Origin of the sequence: Helicobacter sp. UBA3407, assembly GCF_949747025.1 — a bacterium.
GTDB classification, from domain to species: Bacteria; Campylobacterota; Campylobacteria; order Campylobacterales; family Helicobacteraceae; genus Helicobacter_D; species Helicobacter_D ganmani.
Genome location: NZ_CATKCB010000108.1, coordinates 18970 through 43296, shown reverse-complemented (window position 1 = coordinate 43296; position 24327 = coordinate 18970). Strand labels below are relative to the sequence as shown.

The 24327-nt window shown below is 35.7% G+C and carries 27 protein-coding genes; 21 read left to right on the top strand and 6 right to left on the bottom strand.

Annotated elements, in window-relative coordinates:
* The coding region (locus tag Q1553_RS03385) for a nucleoside recognition domain-containing protein (protein WP_300842752.1) at positions 1-605 on the top strand (605 nt) is incomplete at its 5' end.
* Between the two features lie 243 nt (positions 606-848).
* On the opposite strand, the gene hypA is transcribed toward Q1553_RS03385, so the two are convergent.
* A complete protein-coding gene (hypA, locus tag Q1553_RS03380; RefSeq protein ID WP_297570392.1) occupies positions 849-1193 on the bottom strand; it encodes a hydrogenase/urease nickel incorporation protein HypA in 345 nt (114 codons plus the stop codon).
* Between the two features lie 117 nt (positions 1194-1310).
* On the opposite strand from hypA, the gene argF reads away from it, so the two are divergent.
* From argF to Q1553_RS03335, 9 genes are all read left to right on the top strand, one after another.
* Positions 1311-2231 carry an ornithine carbamoyltransferase gene (gene argF, locus Q1553_RS03375; protein ID WP_115552204.1) on the top strand — a complete coding sequence of 307 codons (921 nt, stop codon included), beginning with the start codon at positions 1311-1313 and terminating at the stop codon, positions 2229-2231.
* The gene (locus Q1553_RS03370; protein ID WP_115552203.1) at positions 2210-2632 is read left to right on the top strand and encodes a DUF2603 domain-containing protein; all 423 of its coding nucleotides are present in this window, start codon (positions 2210-2212) and stop codon (positions 2630-2632) included. Before argF ends, Q1553_RS03370 begins: the two co-directional genes overlap by 22 nt.
* A 23-nt stretch (positions 2633-2655) precedes the next feature.
* Positions 2656-4029 (top strand): oxygen-independent coproporphyrinogen III oxidase, encoded by a 1374-nt coding sequence (hemN, locus tag Q1553_RS03365; RefSeq protein WP_297570389.1) that lies wholly within the window; start codon positions 2656-2658, stop codon positions 4027-4029.
* A gap of 16 nt (positions 4030-4045) precedes the next feature.
* On the top strand, positions 4046-5377 hold the full coding sequence (locus Q1553_RS03360) for a (Fe-S)-binding protein (protein ID WP_115552201.1): 1332 nt from the start codon (positions 4046-4048) through the stop codon (positions 5375-5377).
* 77 nt (positions 5378-5454) lie between these two features.
* The gene (locus Q1553_RS03355) at positions 5455-7098 is read left to right on the top strand and encodes a methyl-accepting chemotaxis protein (protein WP_115552200.1); all 1644 of its coding nucleotides are present in this window, start codon (positions 5455-5457) and stop codon (positions 7096-7098) included.
* 74 nt (positions 7099-7172) lie between these two features.
* Positions 7173-8378 carry a bifunctional 2-C-methyl-D-erythritol 4-phosphate cytidylyltransferase/2-C-methyl-D-erythritol 2,4-cyclodiphosphate synthase gene (locus Q1553_RS03350; protein ID WP_300842751.1) on the top strand — a complete coding sequence of 402 codons (1206 nt, stop codon included), beginning with the start codon at positions 7173-7175 and terminating at the stop codon, positions 8376-8378.
* Between the two features lie 10 nt (positions 8379-8388).
* Positions 8389-9279, top strand: coding sequence for a response regulator (locus tag Q1553_RS03345; protein ID WP_115552235.1), 891 nt, complete (start codon positions 8389-8391; stop codon positions 9277-9279).
* Positions 9257-10474, top strand: coding sequence for a sulfate adenylyltransferase (locus Q1553_RS03340; protein WP_297570383.1), 1218 nt, complete (start codon positions 9257-9259; stop codon positions 10472-10474). Before Q1553_RS03345 ends, Q1553_RS03340 begins: the two co-directional genes overlap by 23 nt.
* An 8-nt stretch (positions 10475-10482) precedes the next feature.
* Positions 10483-11007: a phosphatidylglycerophosphatase A gene (locus tag Q1553_RS03335; protein ID WP_115552197.1), complete on the top strand. Its 525-nt coding sequence runs from the start codon at positions 10483-10485 to the stop codon at positions 11005-11007.
* Between the two features lie 11 nt (positions 11008-11018).
* On the opposite strand, the gene Q1553_RS03330 is transcribed toward Q1553_RS03335, so the two are convergent.
* Positions 11019-11792, bottom strand: coding sequence for an undecaprenyl-diphosphate phosphatase (locus tag Q1553_RS03330; RefSeq protein ID WP_115552196.1), 774 nt, complete (start codon positions 11790-11792; stop codon positions 11019-11021).
* Between the two features lie 146 nt (positions 11793-11938).
* Here Q1553_RS03330 and Q1553_RS03325 point away from each other — a divergent pair, with 146 nt between their 5' ends.
* The 8 genes from Q1553_RS03325 (at position 11939) to Q1553_RS03290 (ending at position 19433) form a co-directional block, all read left to right on the top strand.
* Positions 11939-13360, top strand: coding sequence for an acetyl-CoA carboxylase subunit A (locus tag Q1553_RS03325; protein ID WP_115552195.1), 1422 nt, complete (start codon positions 11939-11941; stop codon positions 13358-13360).
* A gap of 73 nt (positions 13361-13433) precedes the next feature.
* Entirely contained in the window at positions 13434-13568 is a 135-nt protein-coding gene (gene rpmH / locus Q1553_RS03320) for a 50S ribosomal protein L34 (protein WP_026943676.1), read from the top strand.
* Between the two features lie 20 nt (positions 13569-13588).
* On the top strand, positions 13589-13924 hold the full coding sequence (rnpA, locus tag Q1553_RS03315; RefSeq protein WP_115552194.1) for a ribonuclease P protein component: 336 nt from the start codon (positions 13589-13591) through the stop codon (positions 13922-13924).
* Positions 13918-14301 carry a membrane protein insertion efficiency factor YidD gene (yidD, locus tag Q1553_RS03310; RefSeq protein WP_115552193.1) on the top strand — a complete coding sequence of 128 codons (384 nt, stop codon included), beginning with the start codon at positions 13918-13920 and terminating at the stop codon, positions 14299-14301. The genes rnpA and yidD overlap by 7 nt, the downstream gene beginning before the upstream one ends.
* On the top strand, positions 14294-15901 hold the full coding sequence (gene yidC / locus Q1553_RS03305; protein ID WP_300842750.1) for a membrane protein insertase YidC: 1608 nt from the start codon (positions 14294-14296) through the stop codon (positions 15899-15901). The genes yidD and yidC overlap by 8 nt, the downstream gene beginning before the upstream one ends.
* A 1-nt stretch (position 15902) precedes the next feature.
* Positions 15903-16784 (top strand): Jag N-terminal domain-containing protein, encoded by an 882-nt coding sequence (locus tag Q1553_RS03300; protein WP_297578919.1) that lies wholly within the window; start codon positions 15903-15905, stop codon positions 16782-16784.
* An 11-nt stretch (positions 16785-16795) separates the two neighbouring features.
* Entirely contained in the window at positions 16796-18184 is a 1389-nt protein-coding gene (mnmE, locus tag Q1553_RS03295; protein WP_363316926.1) for a tRNA uridine-5-carboxymethylaminomethyl(34) synthesis GTPase MnmE, read from the top strand.
* A 37-nt stretch (positions 18185-18221) separates the two neighbouring features.
* Positions 18222-19433: an HD domain-containing protein gene (locus Q1553_RS03290; RefSeq protein ID WP_300691635.1), complete on the top strand. Its 1212-nt coding sequence runs from the start codon at positions 18222-18224 to the stop codon at positions 19431-19433.
* Here the strand turns inward: Q1553_RS03290 and Q1553_RS03285 are convergent.
* Positions 19420-20559, bottom strand: a complete 1140-nt coding sequence (locus Q1553_RS03285; RefSeq protein WP_297578922.1) for a UDP-N-acetylglucosamine--N-acetylmuramyl-(pentapeptide) pyrophosphoryl-undecaprenol N-acetylglucosamine transferase — start codon at positions 20557-20559, stop codon at positions 19420-19422. The two genes, Q1553_RS03290 and Q1553_RS03285, sit on opposite strands and share 14 nt — an antisense overlap.
* 189 nt (positions 20560-20748) lie before the next feature.
* Between Q1553_RS03285 and Q1553_RS03280 the strand changes: the two genes are divergently transcribed.
* From Q1553_RS03280 to Q1553_RS03270, 3 genes are read left to right on the top strand one after another with little or no spacing between them, the layout of a single operon-like run.
* Positions 20749-21228: an acyl-CoA thioesterase gene (locus Q1553_RS03280; RefSeq protein WP_115552187.1), complete on the top strand. Its 480-nt coding sequence runs from the start codon at positions 20749-20751 to the stop codon at positions 21226-21228.
* 31 nt (positions 21229-21259) lie between these two features.
* Positions 21260-21781 carry a hypothetical protein gene (locus Q1553_RS03275; protein ID WP_300842749.1) on the top strand — a complete coding sequence of 174 codons (522 nt, stop codon included), beginning with the start codon at positions 21260-21262 and terminating at the stop codon, positions 21779-21781.
* 2 nt (positions 21782-21783) lie between these two features.
* Complete coding sequence (locus tag Q1553_RS03270) at positions 21784-22251, top strand: tRNA (cytidine(34)-2'-O)-methyltransferase (protein WP_115552185.1); 468 nt, start codon at positions 21784-21786, stop codon at positions 22249-22251.
* Positions 22252-22281: 30 nt separating this feature from the next.
* On the opposite strand, the gene Q1553_RS03265 is transcribed toward Q1553_RS03270, so the two are convergent.
* From Q1553_RS03265 to trmA, 3 genes are all read right to left on the bottom strand, one after another.
* On the bottom strand, positions 22282-22791 hold the full coding sequence (locus Q1553_RS03265) for a PhzF family phenazine biosynthesis isomerase (RefSeq protein ID WP_300706306.1): 510 nt from the start codon (positions 22789-22791) through the stop codon (positions 22282-22284).
* On the bottom strand, positions 22763-23110 hold the full coding sequence (locus tag Q1553_RS03260; protein WP_300842748.1) for a PhzF family phenazine biosynthesis isomerase: 348 nt from the start codon (positions 23108-23110) through the stop codon (positions 22763-22765). The genes Q1553_RS03265 and Q1553_RS03260 overlap by 29 nt, the downstream gene beginning before the upstream one ends.
* Before the next feature lie 89 nt (positions 23111-23199).
* Positions 23200-24327 (bottom strand): tRNA (uridine(54)-C5)-methyltransferase TrmA, encoded by a 1128-nt coding sequence (gene trmA / locus Q1553_RS03255; protein ID WP_297570363.1) that lies wholly within the window; start codon positions 24325-24327, stop codon positions 23200-23202.

The window sequence follows — 24327 nt, the reverse complement described above, 5'->3', positions numbered from 1 at the left end:
GGAGATTGGTATGGTTTGCGATTTATACTAAAGCAAAAATGTATCTTAAAAAGGCAGGGACTTTTATTTTGGCAGCCTCTGTTTTGATATGGTTTGCAAGCTCTTATCCTATTCAAGAAGAGACGAAAGAGGTTTATGAAAGCAAGATGGAACAGGTATTGAATGAAGAGGAAAAAGAAAAGCTCGCCTTTGCGTTGGAGGAATCCTTGATTGAAAATAGCTATTTGGGAATGACAGGTAAGTTGATTGAGCCTGTTTTTGCTCCTCTTGATTTCGATTGGAGGATGAGTGTAGCACTTTTGAGTGGATTGGCGGCAAAAGAAGTGGTGATTTCTACTATGGGTGTGCTTTATTCTCTAGGCGGAGAAGTAGATGAAGAGAGTGAAAATCTTATGCAAGTGATTAAGAGAGCAATCCCATTGCAAACCGCTATCGCTTTTATTCTCTTTGTGATGATTTACAATCCTTGTCTTGCGGCGACGGTGGTTTTTGGCAAAGAGGCGGGTGGATTTAAATATATTGTATTTTTGTTCGTTATGACGACTATTTGTGCATATATTGTCGCTTGGATTGGTTCTATGCTTGCTAGTGCGATTCTAAATTAAAGGTAAGTTATTGTGTCTCCTTTTTGTCATCGTAAGGAGTTTTTCCTTTCTCATTGTGAGGAATGAGCTTTGTAAATGACAGAGAAATCTATTCTTTGGGCAATTTAAATATTCAATGCCAAGATTCTTTGATTTAGATTTGCGCTTTGCGGGTGAATGCTTTGCGCGCACGCCACGCATTTTTTTAAAAATGCCCGCAAGAACAAAATGTGTGCCACGATTCCTTGAACCTCGCAAGAATATTTATTTCATTTCTAAACGCAAGAGAAGCATTTCATTACCTTTTGTAATTTTTACTTGCTCACTTCCACAACTAGGACAATGTGTATAATCTAGCTCGTTTGCGAGATTACTTTGATGGCAGGAATCGCAAGTGAGTTCTACTTTGGATTCTTGAATAAGGAGTTTGGCTTGCTCGCAGAGACTACCTAGCTTAAACTCTTCAAACGCACTTTTTAGCAAAGCAACATTGACTCCGCTCCGCTCCCCAATATCTAAATGAATCGCTAGAATTTTCTCTGCTTGATTGTGTTGCGCAATTTCTTCGCAGGATTCTATGAGAGAAGAGACGACAGAAAATTCGTGCATATTGAGCCTTTTTTAGCAAAAATTATTGTATGATAAGCCTTTGATTTTGTTTAAAGTTTTATTTTGGCTTGATTGGGTAAGATAAACTTTTGATTTAAATTTATTTGAGGTTACAAAATGCGACATTTTTTGACTTTGGCGGATTTTAGCAAAGAAGAAATTTTAGAAATTTTAATTCTCGCTAAAACCCTTAAAAACGAAGTAAAAAGTGGTATATATAGTAATCCACTTGCACACAAAACTTTGGGTATGATTTTTGAGAAAAACTCCACAAGAACACGCGTGAGTTTTGAAACAGGAATTTATCAGTTGGGTGGTAATGGAATCTTTCTTTCTAGCAATGATACGCAATTAGGACGCGGAGAGCCGATTAAGGATACTGCGCGTGTGTTATCTTCTATGGTGGATTTGGTAATGATGCGGACACACGAGCATTCGCGTTTGGAGGAATTTTCCGCATATTCTAATGTGCCTGTGATAAATGGACTAAGTGATGATTTTCACCCAATGCAATTATTGGCTGATTTTATGACAATGCAAGAGTGTGGCAAGGATAAGAATCCTATCGTTGCATATATTGGTGATGGAAATAATATGGCACATTCTTGGCTTATGCTTGCGGCTAAACTTGGTTTTACTTTGCGTATTGCTTCGCCAAAAAATTATGAAGTTTCTCAAAAGATTCTGCAAAAAGCAGAAAGTTTTGCTAAAATTTCAGGCGCAAAGATTTTATTAAGTGAGAATCCCCAAGAGGCAATTTTAGGGGCAGATGTTGTAACAACCGATACTTGGGCTTCTATGGGGCAAGAAGAGCAAAAAGAAACAAGAAAAAAAGCATTTCAGGATTATTGTGTGGATAGCAAGTTGATGAAACTTGCCAAACAAGACGCAATCTTTTTACATTGTTTGCCAGCCTATCGCGGACAAGAAGTCAGTGAGGAAGTATTAGAATCAGCGCAGAGTAAAATTTTTCAAGAGGCAGAAAATCGCCTACATGCTCAAAAAGGAGTAATGGTTTGGCTACACCAAAACCGCTAGTAAAACGAAATAATTCAATCCATCAGACAAATAATCTTTATGATTCATTGCAAGAGATTATCCACAATGCAAAGACGCAATCTAAGGTTTATGATTCTGACTTGGACGGAGATTTAACCTATTGTTTCAAAGATAAAAACGCACAAGAATTTTATTTAGTATCCAAAAAAAATATGCAACAACTTTTGGAATCTGCTAAACAGCTTGAGATAGATAAATATCTTTTTAAGCTAGAGAAAGAAATTTATTATAATGTGCCAGTGGATTTTGAAGATGTGTGGTGCATTGCATTGAAAGAAATTAAAAATTACGAAAAAGAACCCAAAGCTTTGGTAAAAAATCTTAAAAAACGTTATCCCTATTTGTTCTTTGAGATTCCAAAAATCCCTGATTCATTTTAACTTTAGTTGAAGGATTCCACAAAATGCAATCCAATAAGATTGATTTTAAACAATTTGCCACTTATTCTAAGCCCGGTCCGCGTTATACAAGTTATCCCACTGCAGTGGAGTTTAGCGAAAAATATACTTTGGATTTGTATTTGCAGGATTTAAAAGCAGATACAAGCCCCCTTTCTCTTTATGTGCATTTACCTTTTTGTCGTAGCGCGTGCTATTTTTGCGGTTGCAATGTAGTCTATACAAGCAAAGAGGAAAACAAAAAAATTTATTTAGAATATCTCAAAAAAGAGTTAGAATTGTTAAAAAATGCTATGGATACAAACAAGCCCGTGTATCAACTCCATTTTGGTGGCGGCACTCCTACATTTTTTAATGCAGAAGAATTGGGGGTTTTGGTTGATTTATTGAAAGATGCTTTTCCAAATTTTGGACAAAATGCGGAAATTGCCTGTGAGATTGACCCTAGATTTTTTGAGCTTTCACAAATGGAAGTGTTAAAAAAAGGAGGTTTTAACCGCCTAAGCTTTGGAATCCAAGACTTTGATGCAAAGGTGCAGGAAGCGATTCATAGAATCCAACCTTTTACGCTTGTCCAAAAGGCAATCCAGCTTGCAAGAGATTATGGGATTACTTCTATTAATTTTGATTTAATCTATGGCTTGCCCTATCAGAGTTTGGAGACTTTTAAGAAAACTTTAGAATCCTGCTTGCTCCTCAATCCAGACCGCTTTGCTGTCTTTAACTATGCGCATGTCCCTTGGATTAAAAAAACAATGCGTAAGATTGATGAAACCACTCTCCCACACCCAGAGGAAAAGCTTAGAATCTTAGAATGGACGATGGATTATTTGCTTAAAAATGGTTATCAAATGATTGGAATGGACCATTTTGCAAAGCCTGATGATGAGTTGTTTAAATCTATACAAAAAGGGCAATTACAACGTAATTTTCAAGGATATAGCACGCAAGGAGGCACGCAAACGATTGGAATCGGGCTGACTTCTATTGGCGGTGGCAAGGATTATTATGCGCAAAATTACAAGGATTTGACGCAATACCAAGAGGCATTGGACAATCATCGCCTGCCTTTCGCGAAAGGTATTAGGCTAAGCAATGAGGATAAGATTAGAAAAGCAGTGATTATGCAATTAATGAGCAATTTTAAATTGGATTTTAGCACGATAAATCAGCAGTTTGCGTTTGATTTTAAAGAACATTTCAAAGAAGCGTTAGAGGAGCTTAAACCTTTGGAGGAAGAAGGATTGGTGGAGATAAATGCAAAAGGGATTTGGGTGAGTGAAACGGGTGCATTGTTGATTCGTAATATCGTAATGCCATTTGATGCGTATTTAAAAAAGTTTAATACCAATCAAAAAGTTTTTAGTAAAACAATTTAAAAATTAGGGTAACCCAATGGCGCATTTTGACAATTACGATTATTTAAAGACAAGCAATGCCTGCGTGAAATGTGGCAAATGCTTGCCCGATTGCACGATTTTTAGCATTAATGGAGATGAGGCGACTTCTCCACGCGGCTTTATTGACCTTTTGGGGGCATATCAGCGCAAAGAGATTCCGCTAGATAAAAATGCTAAAGATATTTTTGAAACTTGTTTTTTATGCACAACTTGCGTACGTGTTTGTCCTAATTCTTTGCCCACAGATACTTTGATTGAAAATATTCGCTATGAAATTGCTCAAAAATATGGAATTGCTTGGTTTAAACGCATCTTTTTTTATCTTTTGAAACATAGAAAAATAATGGATTTTGGATTCAAACTTGGTGCGATTTTTGCCCCTTTGTTGTATCAAGCAACAAAAGATGGCAATTCTATTCAGCCACGTTTTACCTTGCCTTTGGTTAAGAATAGAATCTTTGGAGGAATCGCAAAGAGAAGTTTTCTAAATTCTCATTCAGAGGAAATCTGCTTTGTGGATTCCAAACAATCCCAAAAGACTAGAAAGGTAGCAATTTTTATTGGTTGTTTGGGAAACTATAATTATAAAAATGTTGGTGAATCTTTGCTAGTGATTTTAGAGGCTTTACAAATCAATGCAAAGCTAGCAAAAGGGCAAAAATGCTGTGGCGCACCTGCTTATTTTACAGGAGATTTCGCTAGCGTAGATACACTCATTCGTCAGAATGTAGAATATTTTGAAAGCTTTATAGAAGAAGTAGATGCGATTTTGATTCCAGAGGCGACTTGTGGCGCAATGATATTAGAGGATTGGAAGCATTTTATGGAAAAGGATTTAGAGTTAAAATCAAGAATAGAAAAGCTTTTGCCAAAAATTTATATGGCGACCAAATATTTGGAATCCCAAACAAACTTGGTAGAGATTCTAAACAATATAGAACAAAATCGCCTCAAACAAGAATTTCAATCCCCAAAACAAACCTTTACTTACCACGACCCGTGCCACGCAAGAAAAGTGCTTGGAGTTTATCAAGAACCGCGTAAATTATTGCAGCAAAATTATCAGCTCGTTGAGATGGAGGATTCCACTGCTTGTTGTGGATTTGGTGGCGTTACAATCCAGACAGAGCGTTTTGCATTGGCTAGCAAAGTGGGGAGTAAAAAAGCAAAAATGATAGAAAAAACACAAGCGCAGTTCATCGTAGCAGAATGTAGTGCTTGTCGTATGCAGTTAAGCAATGCGCTGTATCAAGCAAATGTAGAGATTCCATTTTTGCACCCATTAGAACTTATTGCAAAGATAATTAAAGAAAATCAAAATAAATAATAAAGTTTATTTTTTAATAAAAAATGTGATATAATTTTACATAATCTTATTTAAAAATCAAAGATAAAGGATTTTTTGTGGTTGGAAGAAATTTATCGTTAAAAGCACAGCTTTTTATAGGGTTTGGCATTATCTTAGCTTTTATTTTAGTTATCTCCATTACAGGATATATCAAGATTAGTTTTGTAGAAAAAACATTGGCAGAAATGACAGAGGTTAATGCGGTAAAACAAAGATATGCAATTAATTTTCGTGGAAGCGTGCATGATAGAGCAATTGCAGTGCGTGATGTTGTGATTTTGGACAATGTGCAAGAGATTGAAAATACTTTGCGTTTAATCCAAAAACTAGAAGAATTCTATAAAGATTCTTCAATTAAAATGGACGAAATTTTTAAAGATGAGCATATGGTAGATGCAAAAGACAAGGAGATTTTGCAACGTATTAAAGGTGTAGAAGCCAAAACAATGCCTATGATTTCTGAAATTATCATCAAAAAAGCACAATCTGATAGAATTGGCGCAAACGAATTGTTGATTAATCAAGCACGAGGGGCATTTGTAGAATGGTTAAATGTAATTAATGAGTTTATAGATTATCAAGAAGATAAGAATCAAAAACTTACCAAAGCAGCAATTGATGAGATTGATAATTATTTGTCTCTAACGATGATGCTGACTATTATTTCTTTGATTGTGGCAGTTTTAACTGCAATTTATATTTCTAGATTGGTTATTTCATCTTTGGGAGGAGAGCCAAAAGAAGTTGTTAAAGTAGTGCTTAGTATTGCAAGTGGCAATTTGAATACTCCTATAAGAACGCAATATAAAGAGAGTATGCTTGCTTCTATGGAGCAAATGCAAGAAAAACTTAGAGAGATTGTTTCGGAAATTATGAAATCTACCCAAGAGCTGAATGAAAGCGCAAATGAAGTAACAAAAAGTTCTGAAGAATCCAAATCTTCATCTTATCGCCAGGTTGAAAGTTCAGAAGTTTCAACAGAACGTATTAAGCAAGTAATGAACGCTGTAAATCATATTTCAAATATCGCAAAACAAACAGAGGAAAATTCTGAATATACTACAAATCTATCAGATAAATGTATAGAAGCTATGAAAACAACAGTAGAAAGCATTGAGCGCATTACAGAAACCGTTACTCTTTCATCAGAACATATTCGTATGCTAGAAAAACACTCTCAAGAAATTGGCGGAAGCGCAGATTTGATTAAAGAAATCACGGACCAAACCAACCTACTTGCACTTAATGCTGCGATTGAAGCTGCAAGAGCAGGGGAAGCTGGGAGAGGATTTGCTGTTGTTTCCGATGAGATTAGAAAATTAGCCGAACGCACAGGGGTAGCAACTTCAGAGATTACAAGAATGATTGAAGTGATACAAGGTGAAACGCAAACTGCGGTAGAGGCGATTCAAAATGCGGTTCCACAGGTAGAAAAAGGTATGGAGCTTGCAAATGAAGCAAGTGAAATCTTGGGACAAATCAATTCTCAAGCAAGCGATTCTTTAAGTAAAGCGAAAGAAGTAACCAATGCAACTTATAAGCAAGTGCAGGATATGGAAAATCTATCTAAAGGATTAGATGAAATTTCAAGGGATTCCAAAAATACTGCAGAATTGATGGAGAATAATACGGAAGCGGCGCAAACACTTAAAAACATTGCAAATGTCTTAAAAAATCATATCAATCACTTCAAGATTTAAGTTTTTGAATCCTAAAGGGATTCTAAAACTTTCAAAATGTATAATTCCACAATTTTTAAAATCAAGGAATTTATTTGTCAAATATCGCATTGATTTTGTTGGGTGCAGGCGATAGCAGTCGCTTTTGCTTATCAGCTTTATCATCTAGTGAAACGATACACAAATCAGTTCAAAAACTTAGATTGCCTAAAAAACAATGGTTGCGCGTGGGTGAGATTCCGCTTTGGTTAAAGGTTGCATTAGATTTTCGCGATATTTATCCTTTTTCGCGTTGTATCTTGAGTGCAAAATCTACCGAAATAAAATATATGCAGAAATATTTGGACGCATTTTCGCTAGATTTTGTGCTAGTAAAGGGTGGTTCTACGCGTCAAGAATCACTAAAAAATGCACTAATAATGCTTGAGGATTTCGTAGAATATGTGCTAGTAAGTGATATTGCGCGTTGCAATTCAGCGTTTTTGAGCCAAAGAGTCCTTAAAGAAATAGGTAATTATGATTGTATTGTTCCATATCTGAAACTAAATGATACAATAGTGTATTCTAATGGTTTCAAACTAGACTATCTCAAGCGAGACAATTTAAAAATTATTCAAACGCCACAATTGAGCCGTTTGAATGTCTTAAAATCTGCTTTAGAAAATGGAGATTTCACAGATGAAAGTAGCGCGATTTTTGCACAAGGTGGGAGCATTGGGTTTGTTCAAGGAGCAGCAGAGGCAAAAAAATTAACCTTTTTAGAGGATTTAAAAACAATTCCTCTGCCAAACCCTAGCACACACACACTTGTTGGAAGTGGAAGTGATATTCACGCATTGGATAAAGGAGAAGGAATCTTGTTAGGCTGTGTCGCAATTCCGTGTGAATTTCGCCTGATTGCACATAGTGATGGCGATGTTTGTTTGCATGCATTAAGTGATGCACTTTTGGGGGCAATTGGGTTTGGGGATATTGGTGAGTGGTTTCCTGATAATGACCCAGCTTATAAAGGAGCAAATTCCGCTGATTTGTTGCGTATTATTGTAGATTTTGTACGGGATGTGGGCTACGATATTTTGCAAGCAGATATTACAATTTTTGCTCAAAAACCAAAAATTTCTCCCTATAAAAATGCAATGGAAAAGAAAATTTCAGAAATTTTGCAAATTAATGTATTTAAGGTAAATGTCAAAGCAACAACAACGGAAAAATTGGGGTTTATTGGCAAAGGAGAAGGAATTTTGGTGCAAGCAAGTGTTGTTTTGGAATATTTTGATTGGAAAAAAATTATTTCGCTTTAGGGGGAATAGAATGAAAATATTAATTGTGGAGAATGAAATTTATTTATCTCAAAGCATTGCTTCGAAATTGAGTCATTTTGGATTTGCTTGCGAAATGGTGCCGAGTATAGAGGAAGCTTTGCAGTTTGAAGTGGCAGATATTATTTTGCTTTCAGCAAATATACCAGGTCAAAATTTTTATTCATTGATTGAAAAATTTAAAGATTCTATTGTGATTTTAATGATTCCTTATGTAAATGATGAAATGGTAACACGTCCATTGAAAGCCGGAGTGAGTGATTATATTGTGAAACCTTTTATGATTGACGAGCTGATTCGCAAAATTGAGCATTATACAGCTTTTCGTCAATTACAAAAGGAAATCGCATTTTATAGGGATTATTTTTGCGATTCTTTATCAATGCCTACTTATACGATTGGTGCAAAAGTATCCTTTCCTTTGATTATTAAAAGTGTATCGCAAAGAGCAATTGATATGTGTGTTGTCAATTATGCGATTCATAAAAAATTTGCTATTAATTTTGTTTCTTTGTATAAAATTCATAACTATAAGGAAATTTTTAAAAATATTTCTAAAACACAATTAACTTATATTGTAGGGTTTGAGACCTTGCGCAAAGAGGAAAAAGAAGAGTGTATTAAAGCATTCAAAAATATTCCCGTGATTCTTGCTTGTTTGGGCGGTGATTTACATGATTTTAAAAATGTCTTTGAAATCAATGTGAAAGAGATGGCGCAAGGATTCCAAGAAGATGTGTTAAGTGTTGATGAATATATTAAAACAATGATTTTAAGATTTGAAGATAAATACCCTGATACAGAACTTAGCAAACGTTTAGGTATGTCTCGCAAGAGTTTATGGGAGAAACGAAAAAAATATGGAATCACAAAGAAAAAATAATTTATCCACCCCTGCTTTATTCATTGACAAAGAAGCAGTGTTTGCTCTCCTCTTGTGTCAAGAGGGTTTGCTTACTCCTGTGAATCATTTGATGAATGAAAAGGAAATGCACGAAGTAGATAATACAGGATTGTTTGAGGGGCAAAGTTTCCCCTTTTCTTTCATTTTAGCACCCGCAGGAAAACGCAATGAGCAAGTAATGAAAGAATCCAAAAAGGGTGATGAGATTGCCCTTATTTGTGAAAATCATTTATGCGGTAAATTACTTGTGGATTCTGCTTTTAAGATTGATAAACAAGCACGATTGTTTAAAATAATGAGCGGAGATATTTATTCTAAAAAGGCACAGCATATTTATAATCGGCTTGGAAATTACGCGCTTTGTGGGGAATATGAATTATATCTGCAATCGGAAATTTTTGCCTTTAAAGACCGCGCGACAAAACAAGCAATCACGCAATTTAAAAAGAGGAATAACACGCAAAGCGTTACAGCAATGGTTTTGGACGCTTCTCCTATTACACGTATCCACGAGCGCATTTTCCGCTCTATCCTAGAGGAAAATGATTTACTTGTTTTACTGCTATTAAGACGACAAAATGAGGGTTTATTGGATTTTTATATTCGCAAAACTTGCTTAGAATTTGTTATCACAAATTACCTGCCAAAGAATCGCATTGCCATTTTTCCATTAGATGATATTTATTTGTTTGCAGGTGCGCATGGAATTATTTTAGACGCAATTCTTGCGCAAAATCTTGGGTGTGATAGAATCGCAATCGGGGAAAATTATCCTAATTTGGCAATTTATTATGACCATCAAAAAATTTATTCTATTTTTGATATGGCAAAAGATATTAAAATTAAAGTTAAATTATTGAGTGAGTTTGTGCATTGCAATCAATGCAAAACAATTGTGAGCCTTAAAACTTGCCCGCATAGCAAAAACCATCATATTTATTATCGTTCGGGGTTTTTGCAAGGAATTTTGCAGTCTGGATTGATTCCACCTACAATTTTAGTGCGCAAGGAAGTTTCAGCTAAAATTCTAAGCTATTTATTTCCTAAACGTTTTGAAAGTATTATTCAGCAGTTTGGGGCAATGTTTGCAAGTAGTGGAATGATTGAAGAACAAAGCGATGAAGATTTTTATTTGAAATTAATAGATATTTATCAGACACATTCTTTGAATTAGGATTTTTAATGAGAACACATTTTTTTAATACTTTTAGCAATTCGCGTGATTTTTTTAAAAAATGTTTTTTAACCTTATTTTTTAGTGGGCTTAGCCCCAAAGCACCCGGCACATTTGGCACATTGGTCGCCTTACCTTTTGCGTGGGCAATTAGTCATTACATTGCTCCAAGCACTTTATTGCTGCTTGCATTGCTTATTTCTGTGATTGCAGTGAAGGTAATTAATGATTATGAAAAAGAGGGAATGGAACACGATTGTTCTGAAATTGTGATTGATGAGTTAGCAGGCGTGTGGATTAGTGTTGCAATGATTGGAAGTCATTTGTTTGGAATCGCCTTGTCTTTTGTTTTGTTTAGATTGTTTGATATTTGGAAACCCTCTGTGATTGGTAGAATTGATAGAGAAGTTAAAGGTGGTTGGGGCGTAATGGGAGATGATTTGCTCGCAGGATTTTTTGCTGGGCTTTTAGGGTTGATGATAATTGGTGGGATTCAAAGGATAGAATCACTTGCGTTTCTTTTGGAATTTTAATTTGCTTTGTGCTAAAGAATATCCAAATAAGATAAAAAGACAATGCCTAGTAAAATACGATAGATTCCAAAAGGAATGAAGTTAAAACGCGTGATAAAATTCAAAAAAAGTTTGATTGCTACAAGCGCACTTAAAAACGCTACAACAAAGCCCACTCCAAGCGCAAAGAGATTTTCAAAATCCATTGTTGTATGGCTTTTATAGAGACTATAAGAACTCGCAACAACCATAGCAGGCAAAGCTAGTAAAAAAGAAAATTCTGTGGCAACTTTACGATTGCAGCCCATTAGTAATCCCCCTATGATTGTTGCACCGCTACGAGAAGTGCCCGGAATCATCGCTAAAGCCTGAAAAAACCCAATCCAAAGTGCCTGCTTGTAGGTAATTTCTTCTATATTTTGGATAAGGGATTCTCTCTCTTTGTGAAAAACCTCTAGTGCAATAAAAGCGATTCCACCAATAATGAGCATAATTGAAACAGTGATAGGGGCGAAAAGTGCTTTAATGTAAGAATAAAATAAAAAGCCAAAAGTTCCAGCAGGTAGGAATCCTATACATAATTTCACCCAAAGATTTAAGCTATTTTTGGAGAGTTTTTCCCAAAAAACAAACAAAACAGCCAAAATAGAACCCAACTGAATCACGACTTCAAAGGTTTTATGGAAAGCATCTTGTGGAATCCCGAGTAATTCTGAAGTAAGGATTAAATGCCCCGTGGAGGAAATGGGCAAAAATTCTGTTAATCCCTCAACAATCCCTAAAATTCCAGCGTGTAATAAATCCATATAGTTGCCCTTAAAAGTATTTGAAATGTGTAAAAATGCGCGAATTTTAGCATATTTGGTAAAATTTTGGCAAATATTTCCTAAACTTCAACAATAAATCAAAAATAAAATTATAAAATGCACAGAATTATCTATTGGGAGTTTTTATGTTTAAAAGAATTTTGATTGCAAATCGTGGCGAAATTGCTGTTCGTATTATTCGCGCCTGTAATGATTTAAATATAGAATCTGTGGCAATTTATTCTCGTGCAGACCGCGAGAGTATGCATGTCAAAATGGCAACCCATACTTATCCAATCAGTGAAGACCCAATCAAGGGTTATCTAGACCCAGATTTGATTATTCAAGCTGCTAAAGAAATGGAGGCAGAGGCGATTCATCCGGGTTATGGGTTTTTGAGTGAAAACGCATTTTTTGCTAAAAAAGTCAAAGAGGCAGGGATTGTTTGGATTGGTCCAGATTCCGAAGTGATTGCTAAAATGGGTGATAAGAATGCTGCGAGAAATTTAATGATTGCAAATGGAATCCCAGTTGTGCCCGGAACAGAGCCATTAAATACCCTAAGTATGTATGAGATTCAAAAGATTGCGCGCAAGATTGGCTATCCTGTGATTTTAAAAGCAAGCAGTGGTGGTGGAGGGCGAGGAATCCGTGTTGTGCAGGAAGAGAAAGATTTGGAATCCTCTTTTGAAGCTTGCAAGAGGGAAGCATTAACATTTTTTAAAAATGAAGATGTTTTTATGGAAAAATATATCCAAAATCCACGACATATTGAATTTCAGATTCTAAGTGATAATTATGGTAATGTAATTCATCTGCTAGAACGTGATTGTTCCATTCAAAGAAGGCATCAAAAGCTAATTGAGATTGCGCCATGTCCTACAATGAGTATGGATTTGCGTCGTCGTATGGGGAGTGTTGCAGTGGCTGCAGCAAAGGCTACAAAATATACTAATGCTGGAACTGTGGAGTTTCTTGTAGATGATTATAATAATTTTTACTTTATGGAGATGAATACGCGTATTCAAGTAGAACATGGAGTAACAGAAGAAATTACGGGATATGATTTAATAGGGCGTCAGATTAGAATCGCAAATGGTGAGATTTTGGATATTACGCAAAGTGATGTTTATGCACAAGGATTTGCGATTGAGGCACGCATTAATGCAGAAGATGTGCAGAATGATTTTGTCCCAAATCCCGGTAAAATTACTTCTTATTATCCTGCGTTAGGACCTTTTGTAAGGGTGGATAGTTATGTTTATAAAGATTTTACGATTCCACCTTTTTATGATTCTATGATTGCAAAACTTATTGTGCGTGCAACAAGTTATGATTTGGCGGTTAATAAATTGCAACGTGCTTTAAATGAATTTAAAATTCGTGGGGTTAAGACCACGATTCCTTTTTTAATCAATATTTGTCATGACAAAGATTTCAGACGAGGGAATTTTGATACTTCGTATTTAGAGCAAAAAGCACAGGATTTAATGCCGCAAGAAAGCAGAGATGATAGTGATTTAGTTGCAGCTATTGCAGTAGCATTGACGAATGCCCTAGAAGAGTAGTAGAGAGAAATAAATCTAGTTTTAAGTAAAATTGCATTAAAATTCGCCTTTATTTTTTTAAAAGGTTTTAGAAATGAAAAGAACATATCAGCCACATAATACGCCACGTAAGCGCACGCATGGTTTTAGGGTTAGAATGCAAACTAAGAATGGTCGCAAAGTGATTAATGCAAGACGCGCTAAAGGCAGAAAAAGACTTGCCATTTAGGTTTTTTTGAGGGTTGTATTTTGGTAACTTTAAACACAAAAAAAGACTTTGATAGTGTTTATAAGAGCCAAAAAAAATGGCATAACTCTTACTTTATCTTGTTTTTTAAAGAAAATCAACAGAGGGCAGAGAAACGGATTGGGTTTTCAGTTTCCAAAAAGATAGGAAATGCGGTTTGTAGAAATCTTGTTAAACGTCGTTTGAGAAATATTTATAGGGATTCTATGTCAAGCTTGAAAAATGGGGATATGATTTTGCTAGCAAAAGTCGGTTTAGAAAAAGTAGAATACAAAAATTTACAAGATAGTTATAAATATGCTTTAATACGGCTGAATTTGGTAGCTCAAAAATGTTGAAACAATTTTGCGTTAAGATAATTTCTTTTTACCAGTCTTTTATTTCTCCAAGTTTGGGTATGACTTGTCGCTATTATCCAAGTTGTTCAGAGTATTCTAAACAGATTTTTATGTTTCAAAATCCTTGTATAGCCCTTTGGAAGACGCTAACAAGGGTGATTTCCTGCAACCAGTTTTTTAAGGGTGGTATTGCTTACCCACAAGTTTCTTTAAAGATAGAACCACATTTCTGTAGCCCTAATCTTGTCCAGTATTGGCTCATTCCCGATAAAATTCAAAAATATAATCCCAAAAATATTCCTAATGGACTTCCACCAAATCTACAAACTCAAAAGGTTTATATCATCAAAAATTATTCAAAGGTTTCCCGTGTTTGATAAAATAGATAATTTAAGCTCCCAAACTAGAATTTTGATTGCGGTGCTTTTAGCTCTTGCTTTTTTCGTGCCATATAGTTATTTTTATAAACCCCAAATGAATGAAAATAATGCAACACAAGCAACAACGAGAGAAATGCAAAATGTTGCTCCAATCCAACAAGTGGATTCTGGTAAGATTACGCAAGATACAGCTAGAGTATCCAATCCAAATCACGCAACCCTTGCAACCATAGAATCCAAAAATTTTACTTATAAAATTGACAGATTGGGCAGAATTGCAGAAGTTGCTTTAAAAGAAAAAAAATACCAAAAGGATTCTACTCCTTTGATGCTTTTTTCAGAGGATATAGCTAATCCTAGCAATCCGAAAATTTTAGAAATTCGTTTTTCGGATTCCTTATTGAATCAAAAAGCTTTTAATGTGCCATATAGTGCAAATCTTAACACTTTGGAAATTAAAGACAAGCCACAATCTATTACTTTGATTCAAGAATTGGGAGAGGTTAAGATTGAAAAAGTGCTAACTTTTTATCCCAATGGGTATTATGAAGCAAGAATCAAGATTCCACAAAATTACACTTATTTCGTATCCCCAGGTATGCGTCCAAGCGTGGAAAACGATTCCTATGTTTTTAAAGGAGTCATCGTAAAAGAATCCGACAATACAATTACAACGATTGAGGACGGCGATGCACAAGGGCAAAGCAATTATGCAAATGCAAGTATTCTTGCGGCAGTAGATCGTTATTATGCAACTTTAATTTTTAACAAGAGTAATAATCTTAATGTTACGATTTTGAGTAATCCGAGTGAGAATCCTATGCCATTTGTTAGCGCAGAGGGTGAATTACAATTAAAAGGTTACATTGGTCCAAAAGATTATCGTCTGCTTGAGACTATTGATCCCAATTTGACCGATGTTGTAGAATATGGAATTATAACCTTTTTTGCCAAGCCACTTTTTTTGTTGCTTGATAAGCTCTATAATTTATGTGGAAATTGGGGGTGGGCGATTATCTTATTGACACTGATTGTTAGGGTGGTGCTTTATCCTTTAACCTATAAGGGTATGGTGTCTATGCAAAAGCTAAAAGACCTTGCCCCAAAAATGAAAGAATTGCAACAAAAATATAAAGGCGAACCACAAAAGCTTCAAGCACATATGATGGAACTTTATAAAAAGCACGGAGCGAATCCTATGGGTGGTTGTTTGCCTCTACTTTTGCAAATGCCTGTGTTTTTTGCAATCTATCGTGTTTTGTTTAATGCGATTGAGCTTAAAGGTGCGGCTTGGTTATTGTGGATTAATGACCTTTCTGTAATGGACCCTTATTTTATCTTACCAATTCTAATGGGTGGCACAATGTATCTCCAACAGCATTTAACACCCACAGCCTTTAATGACCCAATGCAGGAAAAAATCTTTAAATTTTTGCCCTTAATCTTTACGATTTTCTTTGTAACATTCCCATCGGGACTCGTGTTGTATTGGTTTGTGAATAATATTTTCTCTATCATTCAGCAGTTACTTATCAATAAGGCATTGGAGCGCAAAAAAGCGCGTGAGATTGCCGAGCATAAACATAAAGATGATTAAAATGAAAAAGATAGAAGCAGAAACTTTAGAAAATGCGTTAATCATCGCATCAAATGATTTTGAATGTTCTGTTGTGGATTTAGAATATGAGATTATTCAGAATCCTTCTAAAGGTTTTTTGGGGATTGGTAAGAAACTCGCAATCATTTGTGCCCAACCGAAGTCCCTATCTATCCAAAAAGAGAAGAGTGATTCTGTCTCTAAAAAACCTTCACTTGTTTCTGATGTGGCAAATCAAGAGAATTTGTCCAAAAAAGAACAAAATCAAAAAGAAAATGAATCTCTTTGGACAAATGTGCAGGCACATAAAACTGAATCCCAACTTTTGTTAGGAGAAGAGGCGAAAATCCAAAATTCTCATTCATATTTTGTCGGCAAAATTTCAAGTCATAAAGAGATTAAAAATAGAGAAACAATAGATTTGAGAGTGATTGCAAAAGAAGTGCAAGTGGAACTAAAAGAGCTTTTGAGTTTGTTGCCGTACCGATTGAGTGAAGTTTTTGTTGAGCCTTATGATGAAAATACTCTTTATATCAAAATTGATGGTGAGGATTCCGCTTTGCTTATTGGCAAAGAGGGTTATCGCTACAAGGCAATTTCTTATTTAATTTTTAATTGGGTAAATCACGTCTATGGGTTAATGATTCGTCTTGAGATTGCAGAATTTTTGCGTAATCAAGAAGAAATGATTGCAAATTATTTATTGCCTACGATTGAAAATGTTAAAACTTATGGTAAAGCACAGACAAAGCCGCTTGATGGCGTTTTAGCCCATATCGCATTAAAACAATTGCGTGAGCAATTCCCGGATAAATATGTTTCTTTTCGTTTAAATAATGAGGGAGAACGTTATATTATTATTAATGATTTTCATCATACCTAAAAAGTATGGATATGCTTAACGATGATACAATTATCGCTCCTGCTACAACTTATGGCAAGTCCTCTTTGAATGTTTTGCGCCTAAGTGGTAAAGATTCTTTGAATATTGCGGCAAAGCTCGCCAAAACAACTCCAGAAAATCTTATGGCTTCTTTGCCTGTGCGTTACGCAAAATTAACTAAAATTTATTTTAACAACAATGATTTATTGGACGAATGTATTTTGCTTTATTTTAAAGCACCTCATAGTTATACCACGCAAGATGTAGTGGAATTTCAATGCCATGGAGGAAATTTTATCGCACAAAATATTTTACAAGAATGTTTGCGATATGGTGCGCGTTTGGCAAATCCGGGAGAATTTACAAAACGCGCATTTTTGGGTGGTCGCATTGATTTATCCCAAGCACAGGCAGTCGCGAAACTCATAGAGTCCCAAAGTGCGCAAGCACACAAAATACTAATGCGACATTTAAAAGGGGAAATGCAAAGCTTTTGCGAAAAGTTACGCACCGATTTAATCACTCTGCTTGCACACAGCGAGGTTTTCATTGACTATGCTGATGAGGATTTGCCAGAGGATTTGCTAGAGAGTTTGAAAGGGAAATTGCATTCCATTCTTAACACGCTCCATTCACTCTTAGAGCAATCCAAAGCCAAGCGCGCATTGTTTGAAGGCTATAAATTATGTATCATCGGCAAGCCAAATGTGGGCAAAAGCTCCCTTTTGAACGCACTTTTGCATAGCAATCGGGCGATTGTGAGCGAAATCGCAGGCACGACACGAGACAGCATTGAGGAGAATTTTATGCTAGGCGCGCATTTATTGCGCCTCATTGATACTGCGGGGATTCACGAGACGAAGGATTTAATAGAATCTGAAGGGATTAAGAGAAGCCTAGAAAAAGCGCAAGATAGTGATTTGCTTATTGCTTTGTTTGATGGTTCTTCGCCTTTGACGCAAGAGGATTTGCAGATTATAGATTTGTTAAAGAGCTATCAGACAAGCAAAAAAGTGTTTGTTTTGGTGAATAAAGCGGATTTAGAATGCAGGCTTGATTTGGAAGTTTTGCGGGATTTTAATCCGCTTAAGCTTTGTTTGAAAGGCAATTTATATGCCGAGGATTCCTTGCTTGCAGATTTTAAAAGGCATTTAGAAGCCTTGTTGGATTCTAAGGAGGAATCGCAATCCTTGCTTTTGACTTCAGAATATCAATTCCAAGCGGTGCAAACTTGTATTGACGCGCTTTATCAATCAATAAAACCATTAGAAAATGCCGAATTAGAGATTTTTAGCTTTCATTTGAACGAAGCACTTAAGGCGATTGCTTCTATTACGCAACCTTATGAATATTCTCAAATGTTAGATGTGATGTTTGGAGACTTTTGTCTTGGCAAATGATAATATTTACGCAGATTTCAAATGATTGGAAAGAAATATGGGGCTAAAAAAACCACAATTAGGATTTGAACTTTTACATAAAATTTTTGTAGCAGCGAATATTCGTCGCTGGAATGACCAAGCAACACCAGTAGAGTTTTTGGAGCTTGATAAGCAAGCACACAAAATTGTTATTGCCTATTTGCTTGCGCATTTTGAACAATTGGAAAATCAACGCACGATTGATTTTGAGCGGTTGATTTTGCAATTTTGTTATGAATTTTTTGAACGCATTATTTTAACAGACATCAAGCCACCCGTTTTTCATAAGTTAGTCAAACATCATAACAAAGCACTTGTAGATTTTGTCTGTACGCAGTTGGAGGATAATTTAAGGGGTTTTGGATTTTTGGAATCTATGCAAGAATATCTTTATGGAGGGGTTGATAATATTGAAAAAGAGATTCTAAAAGCTTCTCATTACTATGCTTCTAAATGGGAATTTGATATTATTTATCATTTCAATCCAAAAATGTATGATGTGCAAAATATTAAAAATGCTTTAGATAAGCAGGTTCATGAGTATTATCCTCTTGCGGGTGTGCGACAAATGATGTATGAGGAATTGCGTGAAATTGTGGATATGTTTGGGCAACTGCGATTCCAAAAGCGTTGGAGTCAAACTCCACGCATTCCCTGCACTTCCGTGCTTGGACATACTCTCATAGTTGCGCTTTGTGCTTATCTTTTGGGCTATGATTTGGGATTTTCTAGGGAAATGCAGATTCAGCATTTTCTTTGCGGATTATTCCACGATTTGCCAGAAATCTTAACGCGTGATATTATTTCTCCTATTAAGAAAAATGTAGAGGGCTTGGACGAATTTATTAAACGAATTGAGGAAGAGGCTGTGCGGGAAAAGATTTTGAATATTGTTCCAGATTCTATTGCGCAAGAGATTGTGTATTATACGCAAAATGAATTTAGCAATCGTTATAAAAAGAATCATCAAGTCATTTTTAGCGCGCAAAAAGGGGAGGATTTTTTGCAAGAAATCAAGCAAGAATCCATCTATCAACCCATTTTTGGTGAATTTTTAAAGTATTGCGACCATTTGAGTGCTTTTTTGGAAGCAAAGATTTCTATTGAGCACGGAATCAAGAGCAAGGAATTGATAGATGGTGCAAAAAATTTAGAATACTTTTATAATAGTAAATCCCTTAATGGCATAGATTTAGGGTATTTGTTTCGAGAGTTTAAAGATTCCTAGACTTGAGTTTTGCCACGATACAATTGCTCATTTGCTTGAGGGCTTGCGCTGAACATTCTTTTTGTAAATCTTGACTAATCTGCGTAATTTTATCTTCCTTTAAAAGTGCTAAACTATCCCATAAAACTTCACAAAATAAATCTTGCTCTAAGCATAAGAATCCAAGTCCTTTTTCCTCTAGGAATTTCGCATTATAATATTGATGATTGCCCGCTGCATAAGGATAGGGGACAAAGAGTGCGGGCAAACCATTCGCGCATAATTCCCACAAGGAGCTAGCACCCGCACGACAAATTGCAAAATCGCATTTTTTGAAAATCTCTGGCATTTGCATACTGAATCCAAAAAGCACAACATCTACATTGTCTAAATCCTCTAATATACCAATTTGTATCTTTTGGGATTCTATATCTTCTAAGGATTCTATATTTTCTTTTAAAATTCCAATCTTTAGATTGAGATTGAGATATTCTTGAAGCACGCGCGTAAATTCTGCTTTACCGCACTGGTGATAAATGCGTAATCCTTTTTGTTTTATATCTTCTGCGAGGGCTAGAGCAAAATTGTTGATGGCTCTAGCTCCTTGAGAACCTCCCATAAAAAGCAGATTCTTTATGTTTTTGCGCACTCTTGCTTGAGTAAAAAATACTTGACTGATTGGATAATATCTTGAAGGCGAGGAGTGCAAATAAGAGGAAAAAAATATTTTTGCATAGGGTTTTAGGATTCTGTTAAGTTTTCCGATTTGTGCATTTTGTTCGTGGATAAAGAGTGGAATCCCAAGCAAAACTGCTCCAAATGCTGTGGGTGCAGCAGAATATCCTCCCACAGACAAGACAAAGTCAATCTGTTTTTCCTTTCTTAAGATTCCAATCGCATTTTGGAGTGCTTTGGCTTGTTGCCATAAGGATTGAAGTTTTTTAAATCCTTTTTGATTAACGACGCCAGAAGTTTGCAAGAAAAATTTTTTGCTTAAGCGAGAATCGGATTCAAAATATGCCTTGTCTTGACCATTAATAGAACCAACAAAAAGACATTCAAAACCTTGTTTGTAGAATTCTTCTAAAAATGCTCTTGCAACACTTAAGTGTCCTCCTGTTCCTCCGCCTGTAATAACCACTTTCATCTTGAATCCTTTAAAATCAAAAAATATCCAAATTGTAACATAGCTTCACACTTTTAATGTATTGCTTGATAAAATGTGCATAAAATGATAAAAATTGGATAAAAAGTTAAATTATTTTGATACTTTTTATTTAAAATTTGCAAAAAAATGTTAAGATAAGCACAATTTAAATTTTTAGGAGAGTTTATAATGGATAATATGGAAAATGTCTTTGACATCAAGTCTCTTACAATGTCTGTCTTGATGACTCCAGCGGTTGCAAATTTCAAGGGTAGGGTGCATGGAGGAGATTTGCTCAAGCTCCTTGACCAAGTAGCCTATGCTTGTGCTTCGCGTTATTGTGGAAAATATGTCGTAACCTTGTCGGTTGATAGTGTAACCTTTAAATATCCGATTGAAGTGGGAAGTCTGGTAACCTTTTTGGCTTCCGTGAATTATACAGGCACAAGCTCACTTGAAGTGGGTATTAAAGTGATTGCTGAAGACATTCACAAGCGCACCGTTATGCATACAAATAGTGCTTATTTTACAATGGTATGTGTAGATGAAAATGGCAAACCCGTTAAAGCTCCACCACTAGAACCAAAAACCGAAGCAGAGAAAAAACGTTTTGAGAAAGCTTTGAATCGTAAAAAAGCACGCATAGAGCTTGCTAAAAAAGGTTCTTAATATGTTATAATTTCTCTTTTTTGGAGAGAAAATGCAAGGTTTTGTTGCGAAAAAACAAGAAGATTTGGCAAATGAAAAAGAATGCAATAAATCAGAGAAGCAAAAATCTGAAGCAATTTGCACGATTCGCATAGGGATTATTAAATACCACTTGAGTAAATTTTGCAAAACTAATGCGTCCGCACTTGCATTGATTTTTAAGGCTTTGATGAGGGGAGAGACAATTTATTCTAAAGCGCAGTTTTTGCAAGATTGTAGCAATGGCAGTTTGCTATGTCAAAAATCAAAAGATTCTGATGCATTAGAAAACAAAGAAAACACTCATCAAGAAACTGCGCAAAAAGAATCCCAAAGTGTTAGAATGTATCACAAGCAAGAATCCCCTTTGGTTCAAACGCTCAATATTGAATCCCCCTCCTTGAAAAAGCCTATCAAAACAGCAAGTCATTCAGAAAGTATCTCCCCTAAAACAGCTCAAAAAGACTCTAAGGATTCTACGCAATCTCAAGCGCAAAATTCTCCCCAAACTTTTCCATTGAATATTGAGGGATAAATATGCGTTTTCATATTGTTTTGCACGAGCCACGTATTCCGCAAAATACGGGAAATATTGGACGCCTTTGTTTTGCTAGTGATTCCGTATTGCACTTGATTTATCCACTTGGCTTTACTCTCTCTCAAAGGGAATTAAAACGTGCTGGAATGGATTATTGGAAAGATTTGGAAGTTTATGAATGGGCAAGCACAGAAGCATTTTGGGATTCTGCATTATTGCCGATTCCGCATTTTTATTTGACAACCAAGGCAAAATGTCCTTATTATCAAGCACCCTTGAGTGGTGGTGCGTATTTGCATTTTGGACGCGAAGATGCTGGATTAAGGGAGGAAATTTTAAAGGCAAATCAAGAATTTTGCTACACGATTCCAATGCAGAATAATGCACGTAGCTTAAACCTCGCAACAAGTGTTGGAATCGTGTTGTATGAGGGGGTAAGACAGAGGGATACAAGGAGATATTTTTAAATTTTTTTAGAGGAGTTGTGCTTGGTAAAATTAAATGTAAATTTCTGTCTTAAAGCAAACAATTGCTTGTCCTGTGATTTGCACTAAAATGGGCTTCCCATTTTGAATCTCTACATTCACACGCATTCCACCTGTTCTTTTAATGGCTTCTCCTTGTAAAATCGCAAAGGAGAGATTGTTTTGGGTTTCTAAGTGTTTTACGATTCCATAATGGACTAGATAAGCACCCAATGCTCCATTGGCATTTCCTGTAACAGGATCTTCTGCAATTCCAATTGCGGGGGCAAACATTCTCCCACGAACGAGTGGATTGGTATCAAAATGGAGCGTGAAAAGGTAGAATCCATTGCAATGGATTTTTGCACTAAGGACGCTTAGGTTTTCTAGGTTTGGTTTCATAGCGTTTAATAGCTTGTTCTCTTTAATGCCAATCATAATCTTTGAATGTCCTGTGGAGGCAATCGCAATCGGACAATCTTCTCTAATGTCTTGAGGCTGGATTCCTAATGCTTCAATGATTTTGACTTGTAATGGACTCATCAAGCGGTTTTTCTACCTGTGGTTTTCCTTGCGTCATCGTAATATTAAAATCATTGTTTTCTTGTGTGATATCCACAGGCAGAATCCCTGCTTTTGTCTTTTGTAGAACTTTCCCTATTTTTCCTTGTTCTAAGGCTCTAATGTAGTGCGCGGCAATCGTTGCGTGTCCGCAGATAGGAACTTCTTTTGTAGGAGTAAAGAATCGCACTTCTATATCGTAATGACTAGCGGTAGGTGAGAGGATAAAGGCTGTTTCTGAATTATTTAATTCTCGCGCAATTTGCTGCATTTGTATTTCACTTAAGCCATCAGCATTCAAAACAACGCCCGCAGGATTTCCAAAAATCTGTTTTTTGTAAAGGAATCTACCTGATAAACACGATAAGCTTTCATTTTTTGCCTCATTGACTAAAATTTACTCTTTAAAATCACACCAGATTCTAAATGATGTGTATGAGGAAATTGGTCAAAAAAGGCGGTATGTAGAATCGTATGTGTTTGTGTAAGAATCTCTAAATCTTTTTTGAGGCTTACAGGATTGCATGAAATATAAATAATTGTTTGGAATCTCTGCAAAAAATGACAAATTTCTGCTCCTAAACCAGCACGTGGTGGGTCAATCAATACTGCACTAAAACGAAAAGAATCCAGAGGAATTTCTCTCAAGCGATGAAATTTTCGCACATTATTTAGAGCTTCCATACATTCCTCTCCGCTTAAGCGCACGAAATGGATATTTGAAATCTGATTGATTTGTGTTGCAAATTGTGCTGCTTGGATAGAGGTTTTGGAGATTTCAGTAGCAAGCACTTTACGAAATTTTTGTGCAAGTGGAATCGTAAAGTTGCCACAACCACAATACATTTCTAGCAAATCTTGCGTCTTGGAATCCTCCAAATGTCGCAAAATCCAAGTAATCATTTGTGCATTGATGAGAGGATTAGGTTGCGTGAAAGCTCCCTCAAAATAACGATAAAGATAGGTTTTATCAAGGATTCTTAGGGATTCTGTTAAATAATCCTTACCTACAACCCATTTTACGCCTTTGGAACGTCCGATGAGATGAATTTCAAGATTTAGGGCAAGTTGTAACTTTTGACATAAATTTTCTGCTTCTTTTTTCCAAGATTCTGTTAAATTTCTATGATAAATTAAGGTTAAAAGAATTGCATTGGTTTGAGAGGAGAGAATCTCTAAACTAAAAAGACGGATTGTAAAATTATAAAATTCAGTTGTATTGAGCAAATCCTTTAAAATAAATAAGATTTGTTGAATATTTGGAAGCAAATTGGGACAATTTTCTATAAGAACAAAGCGGGATTCTTTCTTGCTTGTAGGATTCAAGCGGCGCATTGCAAAGTGAATTTTGTTTTCAAGATGATAGATTCCAATCTCTGCACGTGCTCTAAAACCTGAATTTTGACTGCTGAAAACTTCAAAATTACTTAGGTTTAATAAAAGGCTTGCTTGAGCTGTTTTGGATTCTAAACTTATCTCTGTGCAACCACCACAAACTCCAAGATATTTACAAGTCAT

Excerpts from the sequence above, each read along its gene's own strand:
- Q1553_RS03335 (WP_115552197.1), top strand. The coding sequence starts at position 10,483 with ATGAGAACACATTTTTTTAATACTTTTAGCAATTCGCGTGATTTTTTT.
- hypA (WP_297570392.1), bottom strand. The coding sequence starts at position 1,193 with ATGCACGAATTTTCTGTCGTCTCTTCTCTCATAGAATCCTGCGAAGAA.
- Q1553_RS03340 (WP_297570383.1), top strand. The coding sequence starts at position 9,257 with ATGGAATCACAAAGAAAAAATAATTTATCCACCCCTGCTTTATTCATT.
- Q1553_RS03270 (WP_115552185.1), top strand. The coding sequence starts at position 21,784 with ATGCGTTTTCATATTGTTTTGCACGAGCCACGTATTCCGCAAAATACG.
- Q1553_RS03290 (WP_300691635.1), top strand. The coding sequence starts at position 18,222 with ATGGGGCTAAAAAAACCACAATTAGGATTTGAACTTTTACATAAAATT.
- hemN (WP_297570389.1), top strand. The coding sequence starts at position 2,656 with ATGCAATCCAATAAGATTGATTTTAAACAATTTGCCACTTATTCTAAG.
- Q1553_RS03300 (WP_297578919.1), top strand. The coding sequence starts at position 15,903 with ATGAAAAAGATAGAAGCAGAAACTTTAGAAAATGCGTTAATCATCGCA.
- Q1553_RS03325 (WP_115552195.1), top strand. The coding sequence starts at position 11,939 with ATGTTTAAAAGAATTTTGATTGCAAATCGTGGCGAAATTGCTGTTCGT.
- trmA (WP_297570363.1), bottom strand. The coding sequence starts at position 24,327 with ATGACTTGTAAATATCTTGGAGTTTGTGGTGGTTGCACAGAGATAAGT.
- rpmH (WP_026943676.1), top strand. The coding sequence starts at position 13,434 with ATGAAAAGAACATATCAGCCACATAATACGCCACGTAAGCGCACGCAT.
- Q1553_RS03345 (WP_115552235.1), top strand. The coding sequence starts at position 8,389 with ATGAAAATATTAATTGTGGAGAATGAAATTTATTTATCTCAAAGCATT.
- Q1553_RS03280 (WP_115552187.1), top strand. The coding sequence starts at position 20,749 with ATGGATAATATGGAAAATGTCTTTGACATCAAGTCTCTTACAATGTCT.
- Q1553_RS03360 (WP_115552201.1), top strand. The coding sequence starts at position 4,046 with ATGGCGCATTTTGACAATTACGATTATTTAAAGACAAGCAATGCCTGC.
- argF (WP_115552204.1), top strand. The coding sequence starts at position 1,311 with ATGCGACATTTTTTGACTTTGGCGGATTTTAGCAAAGAAGAAATTTTA.
- Q1553_RS03265 (WP_300706306.1), bottom strand. The coding sequence starts at position 22,791 with ATGAGTCCATTACAAGTCAAAATCATTGAAGCATTAGGAATCCAGCCT.
- Q1553_RS03330 (WP_115552196.1), bottom strand. The coding sequence starts at position 11,792 with ATGGATTTATTACACGCTGGAATTTTAGGGATTGTTGAGGGATTAACA.
- Q1553_RS03285 (WP_297578922.1), bottom strand. The coding sequence starts at position 20,559 with ATGAAAGTGGTTATTACAGGCGGAGGAACAGGAGGACACTTAAGTGTT.
- yidD (WP_115552193.1), top strand. The coding sequence starts at position 13,918 with ATGTTGAAACAATTTTGCGTTAAGATAATTTCTTTTTACCAGTCTTTT.
- Q1553_RS03275 (WP_300842749.1), top strand. The coding sequence starts at position 21,260 with ATGCAAGGTTTTGTTGCGAAAAAACAAGAAGATTTGGCAAATGAAAAA.
- mnmE (WP_363316926.1), top strand. The coding sequence starts at position 16,796 with ATGCTTAACGATGATACAATTATCGCTCCTGCTACAACTTATGGCAAG.